Below are 21,169 nucleotides of genomic sequence, written 5' to 3'. Positions count from 1 at the left end.
AAAAATTTGTACATATTTTATTGGGGTAAAACAATGGATACTTTGATTATAGTTATATGGTATATTAATTAATGGATTTATTTTTTTACAATCAATTAAAAATTGATTTGATTTCTAAATTTTACCCTTTCAAAAGAGAGAAAATCTTAGCAAATAAAAATAAGATTAATTTTGAAAGTTATCATTTTATGGATAACAAAAATATTAAATGGCATGTAGAATTAATAACGGAGTTAAAGAATTCAATTGATTGGAATGTTTTTTATAAAATAAAATCAAAAATAGTTATAGATGATAGATTTATTGCTGCATTTGGTAATTTTATAGATATTAAAAGTCTTTTTTATGTGAAGTTCGTTTAGGCTTTGAAGTTTGTATAAACATTCTACGAACCAATCCATGGGATGAATGATTATTTTGTCGTTTACATAATAATCATCCAGTTTTATTAGAATATTTTCTGCTTAATGAAAATATGGACTGGAAAATTTTATCTGGTAGAATACAGTGGAATGTACATAATATTAAGAAATATTTCGATTACATAGATTGGAATGAGTTATCATTGAATTCAAATGTTAAATTTGGATTGGAATTAATAAAAGAATATAAGGATCTGCAAAAACAGGTAAGTCTATCACTTTACTTTTCGTTTTATTAATGAAAATTCAAAAGTTATTAATTGGAACTATTTATCATGCAATGAAAATATAGAATGGTCAAGATAATTTATTAGCTTCACATGAATAAGTTAAATTTTTTCAACTTTCTAAAAAGGGAAAAGTATACAAAGATTTAAAATCAAACAATTTTAATTAAAATATCTAGACGACTTATCAAATAATAAAATCCTGAAAATTTGATTCTTATTTGTATTTATTTTAAAATAAAGTCCTGATAATCAGGTTTAAGTACTTTTTGTATCGGAAAATTATTATAGAAAAACAAAACCATACCCCTGTTATTACTTCCTAAATATACCCAACATTTCACTCTCAATTTATTACCTCTAAAATATTCTAAAAAATTATGACATTACTTTTATTTGCAATTTTTTCGATTATGAAATATCCATATCAGCATTAAAAATTAATTGATAACCATTAATTTTTTAGTAAAAAAAACCAGTTCAAAAAGTAACCACCGATCAGAATAAATCAGAAAGCACCTTCAAATATTCAACAATTCTTAATAACTTAAGGCTATGAATAGAGCAATTGAAATATTAATCGAGAACAGTAAGTTAGTTGTAGCAATATTAGTCCTATTATCAGCAGTTGCTATTTATAGATTTGGTTTTATCGTTGGTGAGTTTATTTCGCTTATCACAAAATAAGCTGGAAACCTTAGTAATAATAGACGTTTAGAATTTGTACCATTGAACTGTTGAACACTTCTAAAAACATCATCACACCACAAAATAAAAAAGCCGTATCAATTATATTTTGATACGGCCTCATTTATTTTATAAAAATACAATACTCCTTCTTATTTCATTTTAATGAAATATAATCTATTCCTATCCACACTCTTGGTACTTGGAAGGACTTTCTGGGCAAAGCCACTATTTCCATTATCGACAACTCCAAAATCATCATCATTAGAAACCACCAGAATATTTCCTTTTAACATGGTAAGACCTTCCGCCTTATCGTGTGGATAGACCTCTGGAAGATCTTTTAATAAATCGATGGCAAGCGTTTTTGTAACTGGCGTAATACCAGCAGCAGCCAGTCCAGCTTGGTCCTTTAGTTCTTCCACTGTTTTTCCTTTAAACAATTTCCCTGAAGTAGCATTTAAGGCATCCGAGATATCAGTCGCTTTGCTGATATCGATTTTGAATATCTTTTTGAAGAGTGCAGGTTTTGCAGGATCAGCACCATAGAGACCATCTCTTTCCAAGGTTAGAAAGGTCGTATTACTCAAGGCCAATATTTCACTTACACCGGTAAGTGAGGGGTTGTCCATCAGGTAAGCGTATTGTTTTGTAGCTCCGGATGCGATGTCAAAGGTCAGGATACGAATGACGACAGAACCTGATACGGCAGCCGAACTGGGATTATACATCGGGGATTGCATAATACCGACCAAGGTCTTGCCATCTGGGGTAATCGTCAAGCCTTCCATCCCTCTATTGGCTCTGCGATTGGCAAAGACAGCAGGAATTTTACGGCCGCCGAAGCCAGTTCCAAAAGGGTTGATACGTTCAATGGTCTTTCCAGTGATATCGGCATGGACGATATGCGGACCGTATTCATCCGAGATCCAGAACGAACCGTCCGCTGCGATTACCAAACCTTCAGAGTCGATACCGTCTGCCGATGCTGCCAATTGCTGTCCATTCAGATCATAAGGAATTTCGCCCGTAGAGCCCATTCCCTTTGGATTCGGTAAACCATTTAACTTGGCACCTTTTTCATTCTTCAACTCGATTACTTGCTCCAGGACTAATTTCCCTTCCTTCAACCTGAATTTTCCAATCTGTGGAGCGAAGTCCGACTTTCCAATGATAATAGCATTCTTAGCCTGTCCAGCTACATTGGCTCCTCGATCTGTCATCATATAAAATACTTCCGGATCATGGGGGTCTGCCACTACAGCGGAACCAAAACCACCATTATAGACTTTTACGCCATCTTTGTTCGTCATCAGTACATTTGGAGTTTCTACTTCCGCCATAGCAGGATAGTCTACAACTTTGGTCTTGTTGGGATCTTGATCTTTTTCGCAAGAAGTTAGTGCTGCAATAAAGGTTAAAGCAGTCGCTAGTGTGTGAATTTGTTTTATCATTAATATAGCTTAATAAATTGGCACAAATAAAGATGTTGAATATGAAACAGATGTTAAGCAATGGTGAATTTATTATCATTGCTAGAAATATTCACTCCAATAAATATCTCTCTTAATAGTCCCTTCCCTATTTTGATTCCCAAACAATTCTTTTTAAATTCATGATAATAACTTCAATCACCATAATTATCAATCATTATGAACTTACTTTTCATAGGCAGTTTATTAGCTAGTGCGATTTGGATAATAATGTTATTTATTACGGTCTTTTCCATCTACCATATCGTCACGAACCGAGACCTATCCAGTGGCCAAAGAGTGGTCTGGATATTGGTCGTATTGGTTTTTAATGTACTTGGTTCAATTATCTACTTAGCCTTGAACAATTCCAAAAAAGCAGCATAGCCTATATTTAGCTTAACATTTCCGATTTCCTTTATTTTCTTTGGTATATCCCCTATTTTACCATTTACCGGAATCATAGATTTTTATCTTTGGCAGGGAAATTGTTTCCTGTCAAGAAATCACACAATCTACTTAATATGAAAAAGCAATTACACTTTATGCTATTTATTGCATTGGGTCTTATTGGAACTACGTCTTGTAGCAAAGACAGTAATTTGAAGCCTATTGATGCAGTGGGGAGTTATCAGGGAGATTTGAGCATTCATCTTTCTAACGGCAAGTTCACCAGTTATGACAATAGCATCGTAACAGTTACCCAAGCGGGTGAAGACCAGTTAAAATTCACAACAAATGCAGCTTCGGGAAGTGTTTCGGAAACTTTTGATGTCTATGAGCAGAACGGTACGATGAGCAATGATGACGATGATCCAAAGGGAGTATTCGTATATATCAAAGACGAAAACTCATTGTCGGTATCTACGCTTGGTAGTAAAGCAACTAAACAGATCCTATTTGTCGGTAAAAAAATCAATTAATAACATTAAAGCCTAGTTTTCGGATTAGGCTTTATTCAAAATATTATCTTGTTCTTCCCTGACCCCGCCTATCATTCATATACAAACAGTACATATTCCAGGTAGGTGAATAATTTTCTTCGAGATACCATTCCAATCGGGACTTGGTAATGGTTTGATTATTAAAGTGACTTCCATATAGCGACATGGTTTGATCGGATTCTTGACTCAGCCAGTTTACTAAATCAGGATCTGATTCGCAGCTTGCCAGCAAGGGCTCCGGTCCATAACCATCATTGACCACGCCCAGCATAAATTGCAGGTCGATATAATACAGTCCCAGTCCGCAATAATCACGATGGGAAAAATATAGGCCTGTATGCTCTCCAGGATTTTGCATTAGCTTTTTGCAGACTTTTGTCGCCAGGTCCAAGCCATATGGTTCAGCATCTAAACCTTGGTAGATGTCCAATTCAGATTTATCTAAGCTGTCTAACTCTATTTTTGGAATGAATAATTGCATGAAATCTGTGATAAATTAATGCCTGAAAAAAGAATTTTACATAAATTAAGTAAATTATGTAACGAATACCGAATTATGATAACCAATTATAAAAACGGATTATGAAAAATAAAAAAATCATACTAGGATTTGCAGCTTTGATTGTTGTATTGATGGTCTATAAGCTAGCAGAAGCTCTAGGTAAGTTTGTCTATTATATAACGCATTGATAAAGGAAATACGCATTTTCAAATAACTCCATATACAATTCACATTTCATTTAGGGAAACCTATGCTCCTATGCAAACATATGGAGCTATCAATTGTTAGAAATTAGGGTAATTAAACCCTACTGACTGAGCTGATTGGGATTTACATAGATTAAAAACCTTTAATTAATCAAAAAAAATCACTAGCTTATTTTTATATACTAATAATACCTATGGTAATCATCAATAATTACGAAGAGTACAAAACTTATGAAGGGAAAGAATTAGGTCTTTCTGAATGGCATTTAATCGACCAAAAACAGATCAACTTATTTGCTGATGCTACATTGGACCATCAATGGATACATGTAGATGAGGAGAAGTCGAAGAATGAAGGCCCATTTGGAACCACCATTGCCCATGGCTACCTGACCCTATCCCTTATCCCCCATTTATGGAAGCAGATTGCGGATGTCAGGAATGTGAAGATGGAAATCAACTACGGTATTGAAAACCTTAAATTCGGACAAGCTGTAAAAGTGAATACCCGTGTTCGATTGCATGCTTTGGTAAAGTCTATCAACAACCTGCGTGGTACGGTGAAAGCGACCATTCAAGCTAAACTCATGAGTGAGGAATCTGACAAACCTGTCTATGTAGGTGATGTAATCTTTCTGTACAGTTTTAAAGACTAGGACCTAAAGCCTTGAGCCTATGTTGGAATTTCGGAGAGAAGGGATATATTGTGCTCAAGGAAACTTCTATATTGATCCTTGGTTGCCGGTGGATTATGCCATTATTACGCATGCACACGCAGACCATGCCCGGATAGGTATGAAGCGGTATCTATGCCATGAACTGACGGCTCCGATACTGAAACTGCGGTTAGGGCAGGATATTAAGGTACAGACCCTGGATTACAACCAAGCTATCGAAATCAATTCGGTAAAGGTTTCTCTGCACCCTGCAGGGCATTTAATTGGTTCGGCACAGGTTCGATTGGAATTTCAGGGGAAAGTGACGGTTGTCTCCGGGGACTATAAAATCCAAGATGATGGCCTCTCCACCCCTTTTGAACCGGTCCGTTGCCATGAGTTCATTTCTGAAAGCACCTTTGGTCTGCCCATCTACAATTGGCTACCGGTTGACGAGGTCAACCAAAATCTTGGGGAATGGGTAGCCAATAATAAACGAAATGGAAATAATTCGATAATCATCGGCTATGCCTTAGGAAAGGCTCAACGTATCATGAAAGCGTTGGAAGGTTGTGATGACCTATATGTGCATTATGCCATTTCCAGGATCAATGCAGCTTTTACCGAAAGTGGCATTTCCTTACCTGCCTTTAAAACTATTGATTTCAATGATCGCCCAAAGGACATGAAAGGCGAAATTATCATTGTACCGCCTTCCCTATTTGGTTCCAATATCTTGAAGAATATTCCCAATGCACAAACGGCAATCTGTTCTGGATGGATGCAGGTTCGCGGTGCCCGGCGATGGCGCAGTGCTGATGCGGGATTTGCCATCAGTGACCATGCAGATTGGCCAGGCCTATTGACTGCGGTGCGTGAAACAGCTGCAGAAAAAGTATATGTTACGCACGGTTTTAAAGCAGAATTTTCGAGGTACCTCAATGAAATAGGTGTTGAAGCTGAGGAAATAACAACTGCTTTTGGCAGCGAAGAAGAAACTGATGAACAGCTAATCAAGGAATAAGATGCAGGTACTGGCAAGACTGATAAATGCGCTGGACAGCAGCAATAAGACCAATAGCAAGATCCTAGCTATTGAACAGTTCCTCGCTGAATCTTCCGAATTGGATAAGTATTGGTTCATCCGTCTCTTTACGGGAAAAAGGCCACGACGTTCTGTCAAGACCAATATCATGCGTCAATTGGCCTTTGAATACAGTGGGATTCCTGAATGGCTGTTTCTGGAATCATATACCGCTGTAGGTGATTTGGCGGAGACCATCGCCTTGATCATACCGCCCGCCAAACATACCGTCGAAAAAAGTTTGGACCAATGGATACAGGAAATCATGGCTCTTCAGGGACAACCCGATGATGTAATCAAATCTTATATCCTCACTTCATGGGAAAGCCTGGGACAGACCGAACGCTTTGTGTTCAATAAACTTATGGGCAGTAGTTTTAGGATCGGTGTATCTTCTAAAACGCTCATTAATGCTTTTGCCAAGTATTATGATTTGGATGCAAACCTGGTTGCCCATAGCCTTATGTCGGATTGGGATCCTGAATTGTTCACCTTTGAAAAATTTATCAAGGGGGAACATATCAACATCAACCTATCCGTTCCCTATCCCTTTAGCCTTGCAAATCCTTTGGTTCAGGATCTTGAAAGTCTGGGCAAGGAGCAAGATTGGCAAGTGGAATATAAATGGGATGGAATCCGCGGACAGGTCATCCGACGGGAAGGCGAAACCTTTATTTGGTCGCGTGGTGAGGAGCTGGTAAATGAGCAATTCCCCGAACTATTGGAAGATCTAAAAGAGGTGGATTTTGATTTTGTCATCGATGGAGAGATCGTTCCTTATGATGAAAATGGAGTCATGACCTTCAATCAATTACAGCGAAGGCTGAACCGAAAGAACATCTCCAAGAAAATGATGCAAGAGGTCCCTATAAAATTTATTGCCTTTGACATCTTGGAACTGAACCGCCAGGATCTTCGAAACATAGCTCTGAAGGAAAGAAGGAAAATATTAGAAGACCTACTGGGTAAATTGAATTCAGAAAATTACTTATTATCGGAAATATTGGATTTCAGCGATTGGAATTCCCTCAATAAGGTTCGGGAATCCTCGGGAAATATAAATGCAGAAGGCTTAATGTTAAAGGCTAAAGATTCGGCCTATCAGGTTGGCAGAAAGAAAGGTTTTTGGTGGAAATGGAAGGTGGATCCGATGAGCATAGACGCTGTCCTGATCTATGCGCAACGTGGTAGCGGCCGCCGAAGTGGGCACTACACAGATTATACCTTTGCCGTGAAAGATGGCGATAAACTGGTAACCATTGCCAAGGCCTATTCAGGACTCAGTAATACAGAAATTGCCGAGGTCAGCAAGTTCGTTCGTGAAAACTCTATAGAGAAATTTGGACCTGTTCGTACCGTAAAACCTGAATTGGTTTTCGAGATAGCCTTCGAAGGCATTGCTGCCAGTAACAGACATAAGTCGGGAGTCGCCCTCAGATTCCCCAGAATTGTTCGCTGGCGAAAAGATAAACTCCCTTCAGAAATAGATGATATCGAGGAAATCAAAAAGCTGATCTAGGTGCTTACCTCTTTTTATTCTTTATGGTCATCTTAGCTTTCACTCCACTTCCATAATTGTAGGTCTTGCTATTGCTTTCCTTCTTTTTATGGAAGGCTCCCCCTCTACTTTCATCCTCCACAGCTTTTTCTTTAGATACCTCAGATGGTTTATAGATCGTTAGATCCTCTGGAAGTGGCATCACCGGGATCTTTTTGCCAATACTCTGTTCGATTTTCTTAACCTCAGGAAGCTCAATGTCGGTAGCAAAGCTGATGGCGATAACCTCATCTTCAGTCTTCAGTACATGCTTGATAAATTCTTCCCTGTTCTCTGGAATTTCAAAATGGAAGATAAAAGGTACAGCGCTTAAGTCAATATCCTCAAGGCCTTCATTGGCTACAATCAGGATACGGCATTCGGGCTTCTGTTTAAAGATATTGATGTCATCAAAGCCATAGTCATCATGGAACATAGGTCTATAGATAGCAGCAACAGCCTTTTTTACATGTAGCCTATCCAATAGGTTATGAGCAGTATGTTTGGTATTTACAAAGACAACCACTTTATCGAAAACTTCATCATCAGCCATGAGATCATTCAGCAGGTTGATCTTGGTACTGAAGTTAGGCACCTGATAAAGCATCAGTTCATGGGTGTCATGACTGTTTTCGCCAAGCTCATCCACTTCTACAAGGGTTGCATAAGGCATAAAACCGTCAATCATCAGATGCAGCTTTTCATGTTCAACCGTACTGAAGCATAGGTATTGCACTTTGCCGCAACTTTGCGCCAATTCGCGAACGTTGGTTTGCATCCCTTGCTTTACGATTTCTTCCGCATCATCGATCACAAAGGTTTCGATACGGTTTAGGTTAAGGCCCAGTTTCAAATAGACTGCACGCGCACGGGCCGGTGTAGCCACAACGATATCCACGCCGCGGACCAGGTCTTCGATCTCCTCTTCCATCCCACCGCTGGTCTTAAGTCCCATAATATGTAAATTCTTATTACGGCTTACGGCATAGAAACGGTCTACGATTTCAGTGATTCTTTCTTCATTTGGTGCTAAGACTAAAACTTTAGGGGCTTCATCGTCGGTATATTTCAACCGCATCAATACCCCAAGGACATAAGTCGTGGTTTTTCCGGCACCTTCTGGAGCAATGCCGAGGATGCTATGTCCACCGACGATACGTGAAAGAGCATTTAATTGGAATTCCTTGGCTGTAAAATAACCCAATTCGTTCATCGATGCATGGAGACGCTTGCTAAGTTTTAATTTATCTAAAGACACTGCTGAATATTTAAAATGAATGTAAAGCTACAAAGTTAGTTAAATTAATACAGTCTAGCCGTATTAGCGCATCATTTACAGCCAAGGATACTTAATTATGATTCTTTTTGGAGTAAAATATTATGAAAGTTCCTTTTCTGAAAGTACAATTCCATCCTCATCAGCATAGATAAAATGGCCAGGGATAAAATCCGCATCGGCAAAATGAAGGGTAAGGTCTCGTTCACCTTGCACCTCTTTGGCGCTACGGTGCGGATTGCTGAACAAGGCAAGAACCGCCATATCCACTTCAGCAATTTCCAAAACGTCACGGATCGCGCCATTAATCAATACGCCTGACCAACCATTCTCCTGTGCCATAGCAGCAATATTTCCACCCACCAATGCCCTACGATCTGAACCAGCGCCATCTACTACCAACACCTTTCCATTGCCATCTTCCTCCAATATCGCACGAATCAATTCATTGGCTTCAAAAACTTTTACAGTTACAATCTGCCCATGAAAACTCTTCTTCTTCCCATAATTCTTAAATCCAATGGGCTTTACAACCTGAAGGTTTGGCATATACGAATCACATAGATCGGCAGTTAAAATCATCTTCATATTTTCTAATATTAATTACAGCTATTTTTATAAATATGGCGCAAAGATAGCTTTCAGAAAAGCAATTGGGCAGCTTAACTCAAAAGAATATTTACATGTTTCATTATTTTTACTTTCAGTTAATAATGAAAGGGGATGCTAAATTCTTAAAGCTTTATTCGTAAATTTTGAATGATATAAATTAAATTCCTTCAATTTCAAATTGATAAATCATGATAGCTAGACATTTACTTCTCTTTATCGCACTCTTATTCATACAAATAAATGCAATTCAAGCACAGGTTAAAGATACCCTGATCTTTAAGGAGTATAATGATGATGGAGACATAGCTCTGTTCTTTGTACAAGAAGGAAAAAAATCATGGCAATTGGTCTTCATGGCTAAAAAAGAACCTAGCAAGGATTTACTGCGTGGTGATATCATTGAAGTGCTATGGAAAGTGGAGGAAATAAAAAATATCGATGGAGATTTGATGGAAATCAATCAAGTCCTCTTGGATTATACAAAATTAAAGGATGGAAAGGTTCATGCATTTCGAAGGACTTATCCAAACCTACTACAATATGTCAAGTCCCCTGATCTACAATTAACAGATGCCTTCCTTGCATATTTATCTGCATACCTGGAATACTATCTCGCTTATAGCAACCAACCTCTTATCAAAGAAATCCTAAAGGAAAAGGATCAAGCCAAGATGATTTATCAAATCGATGAAATAACTTTTGAAGGCCGACCATATATGGTTATTGGGCTAGGAACAGACAACGATAATAAACAGAATATTCTAGAATGGCTGTATGTCGATAATGAAAACAGAAAACTTTATGAGTATGACATAATCAATCAAAGACTAATTGAATTCTTTTGATTATTCAATCCTAATTTGCACTTTCCTTTCGTCGTTAATGAAGCTGTACCAAACCAGTTTCAAATGATTTCACCGAATGTAACTCCAGGCTTTGTTCAGTTTTATGTTCCTTAAATAGTCTTACCCCCTCTCCCAACAAAATTGGAACTATAGATATGATCATTTCATCGATCAATTCATTTTTTAATAGCTCATTGATCAGCTCTGCCCCTCCATCACAATAAATACCTTTGCCATCAGCAGCTTTCAAATCCTTTACTAAGGAAACTACATTCCCCTTAAAAAATTTGATATTTCCCTGCGCTGGTCTATTGGAACTAGTAATCACATAAACTTGACGTTCAGCATGATCATAATGTTGAGCACCAATGGTTCGCTCAACAAAATCAAATGTCTTTCTACCGATGATAATCGTATCGATACATGTGGTAAAATCAGCGTATCCATAGTCTTCGCCCTGTTTTTCCACTAAATTCAAAAAACTGAGATCATCATTTGGCTTAGCGATAAAACCATCTAAACTGCAAGCTATAAAGAGAGATAATTTTCTCATATCATCAAGGTTATGGACTAAAAGTAACGGTATTTCCCAAGAATATTCCCGTATAAATTTCAAATTTTATCTTAATAAATCTTTAAAAACATTTCAACATTGCTAATAACAATCTATCTATCATCAAACTTATTTAAGATTTTTAAGTTAATATAATATTAGCTTAACATTGAATCAATCTTAAAACTACATTTTTGCCAAAACACTAAACCGTTTTAATCACTATGAGAAAAACATTAATTGTTAGTCTCGCCCTTTGCCTTTCTTATCCCAGTTGGGCAAATGTGGACTTGAGACTTGCTGAGCCATTCAAAGCTATTGGTTCAGAACTACGACAATCGACTATCCGAGGTGTCGTAAAGGATAAAGATGGGAATCCTTTATCCCCAGTAACAATTACTAACCTGACCACCCAGAAGTCTACCAGTACCAATGAAAATGGTGAATTCGAAATCGAAGCCAGTCAAGGACAGCAGTTGCGAATCAGTTATCTAGGTTTTGAAGCACAAAACGTGACGGTAACATCAAGTAATGTGCAGATTACCCTAACTCCTGACGACACCAATCTGGAAGAAGTGATCGTAGTAGGTTATGGAACACAAAAGAAAGCCAACCTTACCGGAGCTGTAGACCAAGTAGGTCCTGAGGTTTTCGAAGGCAGGGTATTGGCAAATGCCAGCCAAATGCTGCAAGGTGCTGTTCCAAACTTAAACATTGTTCCTGCTGACGGTAAACCAACCCGTAATCCTAGTTTCAACATCCGTGGTACCACTTCCATCGGCCAAGGCGGAAGTGCATTGATCTTAATCGATGGTGTTGAAGGCGATCCTTCCTCACTGAATCCCAATGATATCGAATCCGTATCGGTATTAAAGGATGCTTCATCTTCGGCTATTTATGGTTCACGAGGTACCTTCGGTGTGGTATTGATCACAACCAAAAGAGCTAAGGCAGACCGTACAAGCATTACCTACTCCGGAAATGCCTCTTTCCAAAAACCCATCGCTAGACCTGACTTCATTACCGATGGATATACCTATGCTTCCCACTTCTTTACAGCCTATAATGCATGGAACAACTATTCATCAATCCCAAGTAAACTGAATAAGACCCAGATCTTTACTATAGAATGGTTAGAAGAGTTCAAACGCCGAAAAGAACAGGGCATTACTGAAGAAGTTACAGTAGATGATAAAGGAAACTACGTTTATTATGGCAATGAGGACTATTATGGTACCCTGATCAAGGACAATACCTTTGTTCAAGACCATAACCTTTCCATTTCAGGAAATTCCGGTAGATTCGATTACTATCTATCTGGCAGGACTTATGACTACAACGGTATGTATAATTTCAATACCGACAACTATAACACGTATAACACTAGAGCTAAAGCAGGAATGCAAGTCAATGATTGGTTAAGGATTACCAATAACATCGACTACTCCTATGCTAAATATTGGGATCCTTCGACTGCTGGTGAAGGTGGAAATATCTGGAGAAACATAGCTGATGAAGGTCACCCTTCCTCTCCAATTTTTAATCCAGATGGCTCCTTCAGTTTCTCGGCTGCCTATACTGTCGGTGATTTCATTTACGGTAAGAATGGTACAGCCACTAAAAACGCTGACCTTCGCAATACCACGGCATTCGAAACTAAATTCTTGGATAACTCCTTGAGAATTAAAGGTGATTTCACCTTCAGGAACCGTGATTTCAATTCTACTCGCGTCCGCGTGCCAGTTCCCTACAGTGTTGCTGAAGAAAAGATGTTGAAACTGGAAACCTCCATGAACAACAATATCTATTTGGTCGACCAACAATGGAAATACCTATTTGGAAACTTATACGGTGAGTACGAAAAAACCATTGGCGACCATTATTTCAAAGGTTTATTGGGTTATAACTATGAACAACGCGTTTACGAATCAGATTATATCACAAAGACAGGGCTTCTGACCGAAGATGTTGACAATATCAACCTAGCTTTAGGTCAAAATACCACCGCAACTGCTGGTTACAACAAATACAGAAACGTAGGCGTCTTTATGCGTGCTAATTATATCTATAAAGATCGATACCTATTTGAATTCAATGGCCGTTACGATGGATCTTCCAAATTCCCTATCAATGAGCAGTGGGCATTTTTCCCTTCTGCATCCGTTGGATGGAGAATCTCGGAAGAACCTTTCTTTGAAGTAGACAAGAGCGTTATCTCCGATTTAAAATTAAGAGGCTCCTATGGATCACTTGGAAATGGTAATATTGACCCCTATGCTTTTATGGATCAGTATTCCATCAGTATCTCCAACCGGGTGATTGGCGGGGTTAAAAACCCATACACAGGGGTTCCAGTGGTTATTCCAAACAACCTAACCTGGGAAACTGCAAGAACGGCCAATATAGGTTTGGACCTTTCTGCCATCAATAATAAATTGACTTTTACAGCTGATTTCTACCAACGTAAAACATTGAATATGTATACCGTAGGTATGACATTGCCAGATGTATTCGGTGCAGCATCCCCTAAAGGAAACTATGCCGACATGACCACCCAAGGTTTTGAACTTTCACTAGGATATAGAGATAGCTTTGAAGCTTCAGGAAGTCCATTTAACTGGTCGGTAAAAGGAACTTTGGCTGATTACGTGTCAACCATTGATCGCTACAACAATGAAACCGGAAACCTTTCTGATTATTATATCGGTCAGACCCTAGGAGAAATATGGGGCTATGAAACCCAAGGCCTATTCCAGAACCAAGCAGAAATCGATGCTGCTGCTACCCAATCCTTGATTAAATCATCCAATTCAGGTAAGATCTATCCGGGTGATGTACGCTTTGCTGATTTAGATGGCAATGGTGTCATTGACTATGGAACAAATACCTTGAATGACCATGGTGACAAAAGAATCATTGGTAACAAAGAACCACGTTACATCTATAGCTTCAACCTCAACTTGGATTGGAAAAACGTCTACATATCATCCTTTTTCCAAGGTGTGGGCAAGCAACAGTGGTATCCTGGAAACGAATCAATCTTCTGGGGACAATATAATAGACCTTACAACAACCTTCCATCTTGGCATGTCGATAATTATTGGACTGAGGACAATCCAAATGGATATTTCCCACGTTATGCAGGATATAATGAATCCATCAAGGTCAATCCACAAACAAGATTCCTACAGGAAATCTCTTACATCCGTATGAAAAACCTGCAGATAGGATATAATTTCCCTAGTTCAATCACCTCAAAACTTAAAGTTCAGAGCCTAAGGATTGGATTATCTGGTGAAAACCTATTTACTTGGTCTCCATTCTACAAAAGGACAAAAGATCTAGATGTCGGCAACTTAAGACCTTCAGATCCTGATATCTCAACAGGACATGGTGATGGTTTCAATTACCCGGTTATGAAGAGCTATAGTTTTAACCTATCTATCGGATTATAATCATGAAAACATTAAGAAATTTATTATATCTACCCGCTATCGCATTGCTGTTCAGTTCTTGTGAACTATCCGAAATGCCTCAAGCAACGGCTACCGAAGATGATATCTTTGGAACCGAAAACGGATTGAAAACCTACAGTATTTCATTCTATAACAATATTACCTCCGGTTCAGATGCCTATAAGGGCGATGCCATGACCGATTATTCGGTGGTCAATAGTCTCAATGACTTTATGGTCAAGGGAGCCTATTCTCCTGAAGTCAGTTCGGGCTGGTCTTGGTCTACCTTAAGGAACATCAACCAAATGATAGTGAAGAACAACCGTGAGGAGGTCAATGAAACGATCCGTAATAATTATACCGGACTGGCTCGATTCTTCAGGGCATGGTTCTATTATAATATGGTTGTACGATTTGGAGATGTGCCATGGATAGACCATCCCATTTCACAAGATGAAAGAGAAGTTCTTTTTGCTAAGCAGGACTCTCGCGAGCTGGTGGTAAAGCACATCTTGGAAGACCTTGACTATGCATACCAAAATATCACTGAAACTGCAGGCGACGGTACGGTAATCAACAAATGGACAGCCCTTGGCCTAAAAACCAGAGTGGCACTATTCGAAGGGACCTTCCGTAAATACCATTCACTTGATCTGCCAACTAAACCAGATGATTTCTTCAAAATGGTGGTTGATGCCGGCGATATCCTGATGTCAAAAGGTCCTTATTCCCTGAATACTGCCCAAGGTGTTAAATTATCACAAAGACAACTGTTTATCAGCAATACGCCGGTTACCTCTGAGGTTATGCTAGCGGTAGCATTCAGCAAGGAATTGGCCATCTTAAATGATGCCAATTGGTGGTGGACTTCCGCAACCTACGGTCCAAGATTGAGCTTGTCCAGGGAATTTGTGAATAGCATATTGAATATTGATGGAACTCCATATACTGATCGTGCTAACTACAAAACCGAAGAGTTCTTTGAAGAAACACAAAACAGGGATAATCGCCTTTCGCAGTTGATCCGTACACCAGGTTACAAGCGCAATGATGCTCCGGCTCCTCCGAACTTCAGCAGCTTTACCTATACGGGTTATCAGCCTATCAAATATACTTTGGATGATAGCTTCTATGATAATGGTGGCTACAATACCAATGCTGTTCCGTTGATGCGTTTTGCAGAGATTTTATTGAATTATGCAGAGGCTAAAGCTGAATTAAAGCAATTATCGGCTTCAGATTGGCAAAAGACCATTGGAGCACTTCGCGCTCGCGCAGGTGTTACTGGAGGTACAAATGCCCTACCTACAAAGGTAGACCCTTTCCTTCAAAAGACATTCTTCCCTAAGATCTCCGATCCTATTCTGTTGGAGGTACGTCGTGAAAGACAGGTAGAACTCGCTTTAGAAGGTTTCAGATTTAATGATTTGAAGCGTTGGAAATTAGGCGAACTGATGGCAAACCTACCTTGGACCGGTATCTATGTACCAGCATTGAACACTTTAATGGATTTAGACCATGATGGCAAGATGGATGTCGTATTCTACGATGGCAGCCAATCTGGACCATCTATAACGGTGCCTTCAGGCGTTGCTAAAGTTGCAATCGGTGGAAAGGCGACCAACTTCCAAACCCTCACTGCTGATAAACACTTAGAATGGTTCAAGGCACAGCCCCGTACTTGGGACCCTAACAACAAACAATACCTGTACCCGATCCCGGCTACAGCCATCGTAAAAAATGAAAACCTGGTACAGAACCCAGGTTGGTAAAATAAAATGAATGATCGTTTTCCAGTGGCTGCTAGATCTAGCAGCCACTTTTTTTATATGTCCCCAATTTCATTGACAACAAACCATTTATTCCTTAGATCCATTGGCGTACTAACCTGTGGCCTACCTTCGGCATCCCGATAAGAGACCGTTTGCCTATAGACAAAATTACCCCAATTCCGGTTCAGGTCATTCTGCAATGGCCATAAATTGCCAACCTGATCCCGTCCGCCAAAGCCCAGGTCCTTAACATGGTCAAAATCATAACCCGATAAGGTCAGATGATAATTCTCTGTCATCAACCTCCTGAACCTATCTTTTTCGGCACCCGACCCTGAAGTTGAACTCCTTTGCAATTTATCCCCTATCCGCACAAAGTTCTCACTGTCCACCCCAATCATAATAAACTCAGTCCCTTCGCCAGGCATTTCATTCCTGCCACTATAGCCCCTTCTCGTGGTCGGTGGAAGCTCCACACGGGTCTTTCGATCAGCTGGTGCAGATTCAATTGGATCAGGTGGAACCATGCCTCTACTACGCCATAAAGAATCTTTCGGAATCAGATCGGTTATCGCAAGCACATGACCTCGTTTGGTCCAGCGGATTGCTATCGGATTTTCATAACTACCATCCGGCAGATCGCCCTCAGAGATCAAAATAGCGACATGTTCCGAAAGGTTATTCAACAGACTATCCAACCTGGCCTTTTTAGCTAAAAAGGCAGCCCGTCTTTCTTCCGGAGGCAATGTGCGCGGAATAAAGTTCATTTTCTCCCGGTCTATTTCTTGGGCTATAGGTAATGCTGCCTGTTGTGCCCTTCGCTTGTCATCATCATTGGCAACAGGCACATTACGGATAAAACTTTCAAATGTGGTACCCCTTCTACTGGCAACCATCAAGGTCGCATTCTCCTCCTCCCCATCAAAATATAGCTCATGGTCCCTACCATCCCTGGCCCTGAAGGATTTCATCGCGGTCCACCAGCCTACCAGAGCTGCTATGGCTTCCCTACCCCTGTCTACCAGCCAATCTCCGGCCGCCAACAGTCGGTCTACCAACCAATCGATTTTCTCATCGATCCATTCCTCAGCTCGGGTAGCCATTTCCCTAATCCTTCTTCCGACCCGACTCATGCTGACCTGATTGGACAAAAACTCCAAGAACAACGGTATGGCCCGCTGCAAATTATTTTCAAAACGCAATGCGGCATTCATAAAGGTTCCTGCCATTACTTCTCCCACATTATCCAACACGCCCTCTACCAATTCCAAGATCTCCCTTGCCCTATCGATCGCAGTTTCGACTGCCCGGTAAAAAGTAACGATGGAATTGACTACCGCCATAATACCCGTTGGATCCAACATGCTGACCAGCCTTGCACTTACCCGCGTGATAATATTGCTCACAAGCCAATCGATAACCGAATCCACCAAGGTCTGCAGCAGTTCAGCTCCACGATCCCGGATCATCGTAATGATCTCATCCAAGCTGTGCTCATGCAGGGCAACAACCCAACTCCAGGCCTGTCCAGCAGCACGACCGATCCTACTGATCCACAGCCTTACCCTTGCGGCCAATTCTGCCCCTCTTTTCCGTTCAATGCTCCGATAGACCTTTTCCATACCCACACTGAACAGGCTTCCCAACATCCTGAAGATCTCCGTAAAATTAAATGCCCTAGGTATATAGATCGGACTTCCTTGGACGGCATCAAACAGCCAAGTCGTAAATCCTTCCCTTAGATGGGTCCATTTACGCTCAAAGAAACCGATAAAGCCCAGCTTGACCGTCTGCAGCATATTCACAAAGAATACCCTAGGCCTTTCGATGATACTGTCAAATACTTCGAAGGCTTTATTGAAAACCCTGACTGCCAGCTCCGCTGGAAACCTTAATACCTCGAGCAACAGATTAAATACCTCCCATAATGCTCCCTTTACATCTCCATGGACAAACATCATGTTCAGTATGAGCATGCACCGGGTCCGCATGGCGGTCCAAGCACCTTCCACATCCTGAACCTCCCGGAGCAATGGGATATGCTTAAATATGTATTTTACAAAAAATGCAATTATCTTATCCCGTATACATTTCGGGATCCTATGGAAGAGGTCATCCAAGATCAAGAATCCCAATTGAATATAATTGGTCATCGCACGGCCTATCTTGGCCAATATTCTCGTGATCGGTTGCAAGAACGTCCTGATCCGAGCAAAGGCAAGCTGCAGATTGACGATCAGCTGGGTAGCCTGTACATTCGCCCATGCTTCCAACTCCACAAACTTTTCCGTCAACCAATTCACCGCCATATTGATAGCCGTAAGCATCAAGGCAGAAACATCCTGCGGAATGCTTTGCAAGGAAACTACAGCCGTACGCAAAGTACCGCTGATCATCGCGATCTTAGCGCGCAAGAAAGTACTCAAACTTTGGATCGCCTGAAACAGGCCCGGTATCAGTACCCCATTGATAAAACCTCTTTCTCGAATGATGGCATCCCGATGTATGATATAGTGCCTGATCCTTGATGCCGCATACATGATTCCGGTCAACATAGCCCCGGCAACAATAAATGGCCCCGCAGGAGATAACAGCAGAATAATACCGCCCAAAATCATCAATTGGGTCTTATAGGGCTCCAAGGCCTGCTTGACATCTTCCCATAGACTCAGGACCTTCCTTTTTACCTGTTCCCAGAGACTATCCTGATCATCACCTTCAAAACCTATCGCCCTGGCAAACCAATGCCATATATCCGCATAAACCGAAATAACCGTCTGAATATGGTTCCATATCCTTTCCGCAACCCACTTGATACCATCCCAGATCCTGCCGAATATCCTAGAGACAAAATCCCAGATCGGCTTGCCGATATCGTTCCATACATGGTCGATAAAACGCTTGATCGGAGCCAAGAAGGTCTTGATCCTATCGAGAACGGGATCCGCAATCCCTTCCAAAATATTGTTGATAAACTCTGTCGCTTCCACAAATGGCGAACAGTCCCCCTGTTTCAAGCGCTCAATGGCCGTAACCATCCATGCCCTGAAAAGATGGAAATTGGTCTTGATCAGACTGATAATGGAAGCCCCCAACCGAATCGGTTCACTGAAGGTATTCACGGTGCTGTTCACAAAGTTGGCTACTTTCCCCTTCGCCCAATTGGTAAAACCTTGTACCCTAAATATGTCGTAGACCTCAGGCGATGCCTCCCTCAGGAGGGACCAAAGGGCCTCTTTGGCCTGCTCCATTAAAAAGCCATCCTCCTCATCCTGCTTGGCAATTTTCTTTTCGGTACTGCTCAAACTCGGATTTATTGCCGCATGCGCTGGATTAGGGCCAGCAGTATGGGCAGACTTTTGCTGCACCTGCTTCGGTCTTGCCCCGCCCTGCTGTATGGTATGTGTCAGTTCATGGGCCAAGAGATGCATGCCCGCATGACTGTTCACATCAAACTTTCCTGTATTAAAATAAATATCATTCCCATGGGTGAAGGCCAGCGCATGCAGGTCCCTGCTCATTTGAACCGCCATGCTATGATCATGGATCCGGACCTGCGAGAAGTCAACCCCAAAGGAATTTTCCAGCTGCCTCAATATAGCCTCCGGCAATGGACGACCCGCACCTTTCGAAGCCGAAAGATTATTCTCTACCGAATTCTGTGGCATATTCCTGATGGCAGTCGCACTGTTTACCTTCCGCTGTACGGCATCATCCCGCTCCTTCTGTTCCGCCTTTCGTTCCAAGTTGACCGCTCTACTACCCTGCGGCTCATTTTGTAACTGATGCCTAGACTGGTTCCTCAAGGTCCGCCGATTTTGAAGCCGTAGTTTCATGTCCCGCCTTTTCCCATCTTCCAGTACAACGCTCATCTGGCTCTCATTGGCATGCGCCTGCTTCTGCAGCGCTTTATCATCACGGTCCTGCTCTTTCCGCTTGATTTTATCCCTTTCCTCCTCCTTCAACTGAACCTCTTCATTCCCTGTTTCCTTGCGCTGCAGCTTTTCCTCCTGTGCACAATGCTCACATTTCTTTTGGACCAATGGCGTAATCGAAGGTTTCAGCTCATCCTTCTCCTTTCCCGCATTTTCCTTCTCTTCCATCTTCTGCACTACACGATCGGCAGTAGCATCAGCCTCCTTCTCATACCGGTCATTCGGCTCAGAAACATTCAACTTCGGCTGAACAAAAAATGAAGAGCTCTCCGACTTCCTCTGAAAGAAATCAGCATGGCTGGCACTATCGCAAAAAAATGAAGAATCAGCCCCTTTAGAGAAAAAAGAGCTGCTCGATTTGGCAGGACTTGCCACTGACTTTGCTTCAGCAGCTTTCATATCGGAATCGTTAAGACATATCCCTTAAATTTCCGCAGGAAATGCAGAAATAGCAATAGCTAGCAGTAGTCAATTTATAAAACTGATAGACTGCCTAAGATCCTATAATGAAAAGCTCTGAAATATTTAACCCTTTAGCTCGGTATAGATTTCGATCAGGTTGCTCTCAGGGTCGCGGAAATGGGCAACCCGAATCCCCCAGTCATCCATATCCATGGGAACCGTAATAAAATCAATGCCCTTCTTCTTTAAGTCCTCAAAAGATGCATCAACATCATCAACCTCCAAGATCAAGGCAAATTGATCATTCGACCCGCGCCTGTTCTCCATCGCCGAAATACCCAAGGCCATATTCATCAACTCCGATTTAAACAGCGCCAAGCCCCCAGGAATCCCAATGTTAAAACTGGCATAAACCTCCCCCACATCCCCATGTGAACATTCCAGACCTAAAGTCTCCTTGTAAAACCTAAAGCAACTGTCAAAGTCCCTGACCATTAACCTGATATTGTTGAGTTTCATAGCGATGTGTTTTGGTTAGCTTAAACTAATTTAATGAATTAAATTGAGGAAACAACTGTCGAT

The 21,169-nt window shown here is 40.9% G+C and carries 16 protein-coding genes; 9 read left to right on the top strand and 7 right to left on the bottom strand.

What is annotated here, in order from left to right:
• Positions 1-71: 71 nt before the first annotated feature.
• Complete coding sequence (locus tag RT138_RS01075; RefSeq protein WP_313189137.1) at positions 72-362, top strand: hypothetical protein; 291 nt, start codon at positions 72-74, stop codon at positions 360-362.
• Positions 363-1,488: 1,126 nt separating this feature from the next.
• Here RT138_RS01075 and RT138_RS01070 read toward each other — a convergent pair.
• Positions 1,489-2,790 carry an esterase-like activity of phytase family protein gene (locus tag RT138_RS01070; protein ID WP_313189136.1) on the bottom strand — a complete coding sequence of 434 codons (1,302 nt, stop codon included), beginning with the start codon at positions 2,788-2,790 and terminating at the stop codon, positions 1,489-1,491.
• Positions 2,791-2,988: 198 nt separating this feature from the next.
• Here RT138_RS01070 and RT138_RS01065 point away from each other — a divergent pair, with 198 nt between their 5' ends.
• Positions 2,989-3,195, top strand: a complete 207-nt coding sequence (locus tag RT138_RS01065; protein WP_313189135.1) for a PLDc N-terminal domain-containing protein — start codon at positions 2,989-2,991, stop codon at positions 3,193-3,195.
• 137 nt (positions 3,196-3,332) lie between these two features.
• On the top strand, positions 3,333-3,731 hold the full coding sequence (locus RT138_RS01060) for a hypothetical protein (protein ID WP_313189134.1): 399 nt from the start codon (positions 3,333-3,335) through the stop codon (positions 3,729-3,731).
• 43 nt (positions 3,732-3,774) lie between these two features.
• Here the strand turns inward: RT138_RS01060 and RT138_RS01055 are convergent, their stop codons facing one another.
• Complete coding sequence (locus RT138_RS01055) at positions 3,775-4,233, bottom strand: hypothetical protein (RefSeq protein ID WP_313189133.1); 459 nt, start codon at positions 4,231-4,233, stop codon at positions 3,775-3,777.
• Between the two features lie 421 nt (positions 4,234-4,654).
• On the opposite strand from RT138_RS01055, the gene RT138_RS01050 reads away from it, so the two are divergent.
• Genes RT138_RS01050 through RT138_RS01040 form a run of 3 tightly spaced genes read left to right on the top strand, consistent with a single transcriptional unit; the run spans position 4,655 to position 7,719 of the window.
• Positions 4,655-5,116, top strand: coding sequence for a MaoC family dehydratase (locus RT138_RS01050; protein ID WP_254527532.1), 462 nt, complete (start codon positions 4,655-4,657; stop codon positions 5,114-5,116).
• 19 nt (positions 5,117-5,135) lie between these two features.
• On the top strand, positions 5,136-6,140 hold the full coding sequence (locus RT138_RS01045; RefSeq protein ID WP_313189132.1) for a ligase-associated DNA damage response exonuclease: 1,005 nt from the start codon (positions 5,136-5,138) through the stop codon (positions 6,138-6,140).
• Between the two features lies 1 nt (position 6,141).
• Positions 6,142-7,719, top strand: coding sequence for an ATP-dependent DNA ligase (locus RT138_RS01040; RefSeq protein ID WP_313189131.1), 1,578 nt, complete (start codon positions 6,142-6,144; stop codon positions 7,717-7,719).
• Positions 7,720-7,723: 4 nt separating this feature from the next.
• On the opposite strand, the gene RT138_RS01035 is transcribed toward RT138_RS01040, so the two are convergent.
• Positions 7,724-8,995 carry a DEAD/DEAH box helicase gene (locus RT138_RS01035; protein ID WP_313189130.1) on the bottom strand — a complete coding sequence of 424 codons (1,272 nt, stop codon included), beginning with the start codon at positions 8,993-8,995 and terminating at the stop codon, positions 7,724-7,726.
• A 120-nt stretch (positions 8,996-9,115) separates the two neighbouring features.
• Complete coding sequence (gene rraA, locus RT138_RS01030; protein ID WP_313189129.1) at positions 9,116-9,601, bottom strand: ribonuclease E activity regulator RraA; 486 nt, start codon at positions 9,599-9,601, stop codon at positions 9,116-9,118.
• 212 nt (positions 9,602-9,813) lie between these two features.
• Here rraA and RT138_RS01025 point away from each other — a divergent pair, with 212 nt between their 5' ends.
• The gene (locus RT138_RS01025; protein ID WP_313189128.1) at positions 9,814-10,470 is read left to right on the top strand and encodes a hypothetical protein; all 657 of its coding nucleotides are present in this window, start codon (positions 9,814-9,816) and stop codon (positions 10,468-10,470) included.
• Between the two features lie 34 nt (positions 10,471-10,504).
• Here RT138_RS01025 and RT138_RS01020 read toward each other — a convergent pair whose 3' ends face one another.
• Complete coding sequence (locus RT138_RS01020; RefSeq protein WP_313189127.1) at positions 10,505-11,023, bottom strand: dihydrofolate reductase family protein; 519 nt, start codon at positions 11,021-11,023, stop codon at positions 10,505-10,507.
• A 224-nt stretch (positions 11,024-11,247) separates the two neighbouring features.
• Between RT138_RS01020 and RT138_RS01015 the strand changes: the two genes are divergently transcribed.
• Positions 11,248-14,478 (top strand): TonB-dependent receptor, encoded by a 3,231-nt coding sequence (locus tag RT138_RS01015; RefSeq protein WP_313189126.1) that lies wholly within the window; start codon positions 11,248-11,250, stop codon positions 14,476-14,478.
• Positions 14,479-14,480: 2 nt separating this feature from the next.
• Positions 14,481-16,250, top strand: coding sequence for a RagB/SusD family nutrient uptake outer membrane protein (locus tag RT138_RS01010; RefSeq protein ID WP_313189125.1), 1,770 nt, complete (start codon positions 14,481-14,483; stop codon positions 16,248-16,250).
• Positions 16,251-16,303: 53 nt separating this feature from the next.
• Here the strand turns inward: RT138_RS01010 and RT138_RS01005 are convergent, their stop codons facing one another.
• Both RT138_RS01005 and RT138_RS01000 read right to left on the bottom strand, forming a co-directional pair.
• The gene (locus RT138_RS01005; RefSeq protein ID WP_313189124.1) at positions 16,304-20,584 is read right to left on the bottom strand and encodes a DUF4157 domain-containing protein; all 4,281 of its coding nucleotides are present in this window, start codon (positions 20,582-20,584) and stop codon (positions 16,304-16,306) included.
• A 126-nt stretch (positions 20,585-20,710) separates the two neighbouring features.
• Positions 20,711-21,106, bottom strand: coding sequence for a VOC family protein (locus RT138_RS01000; RefSeq protein ID WP_313189123.1), 396 nt, complete (start codon positions 21,104-21,106; stop codon positions 20,711-20,713).
• Positions 21,107-21,169: the final 63 nt, after the last annotated feature.

Origin of the sequence: Sphingobacterium sp. (assembly GCF_032065005.1) — a bacterium.
Taxonomy (GTDB): domain Bacteria; phylum Bacteroidota; class Bacteroidia; order Sphingobacteriales; family Sphingobacteriaceae; genus Sphingobacterium.
This window is presented reverse-complemented; position numbering and strand designations above follow the sequence as displayed.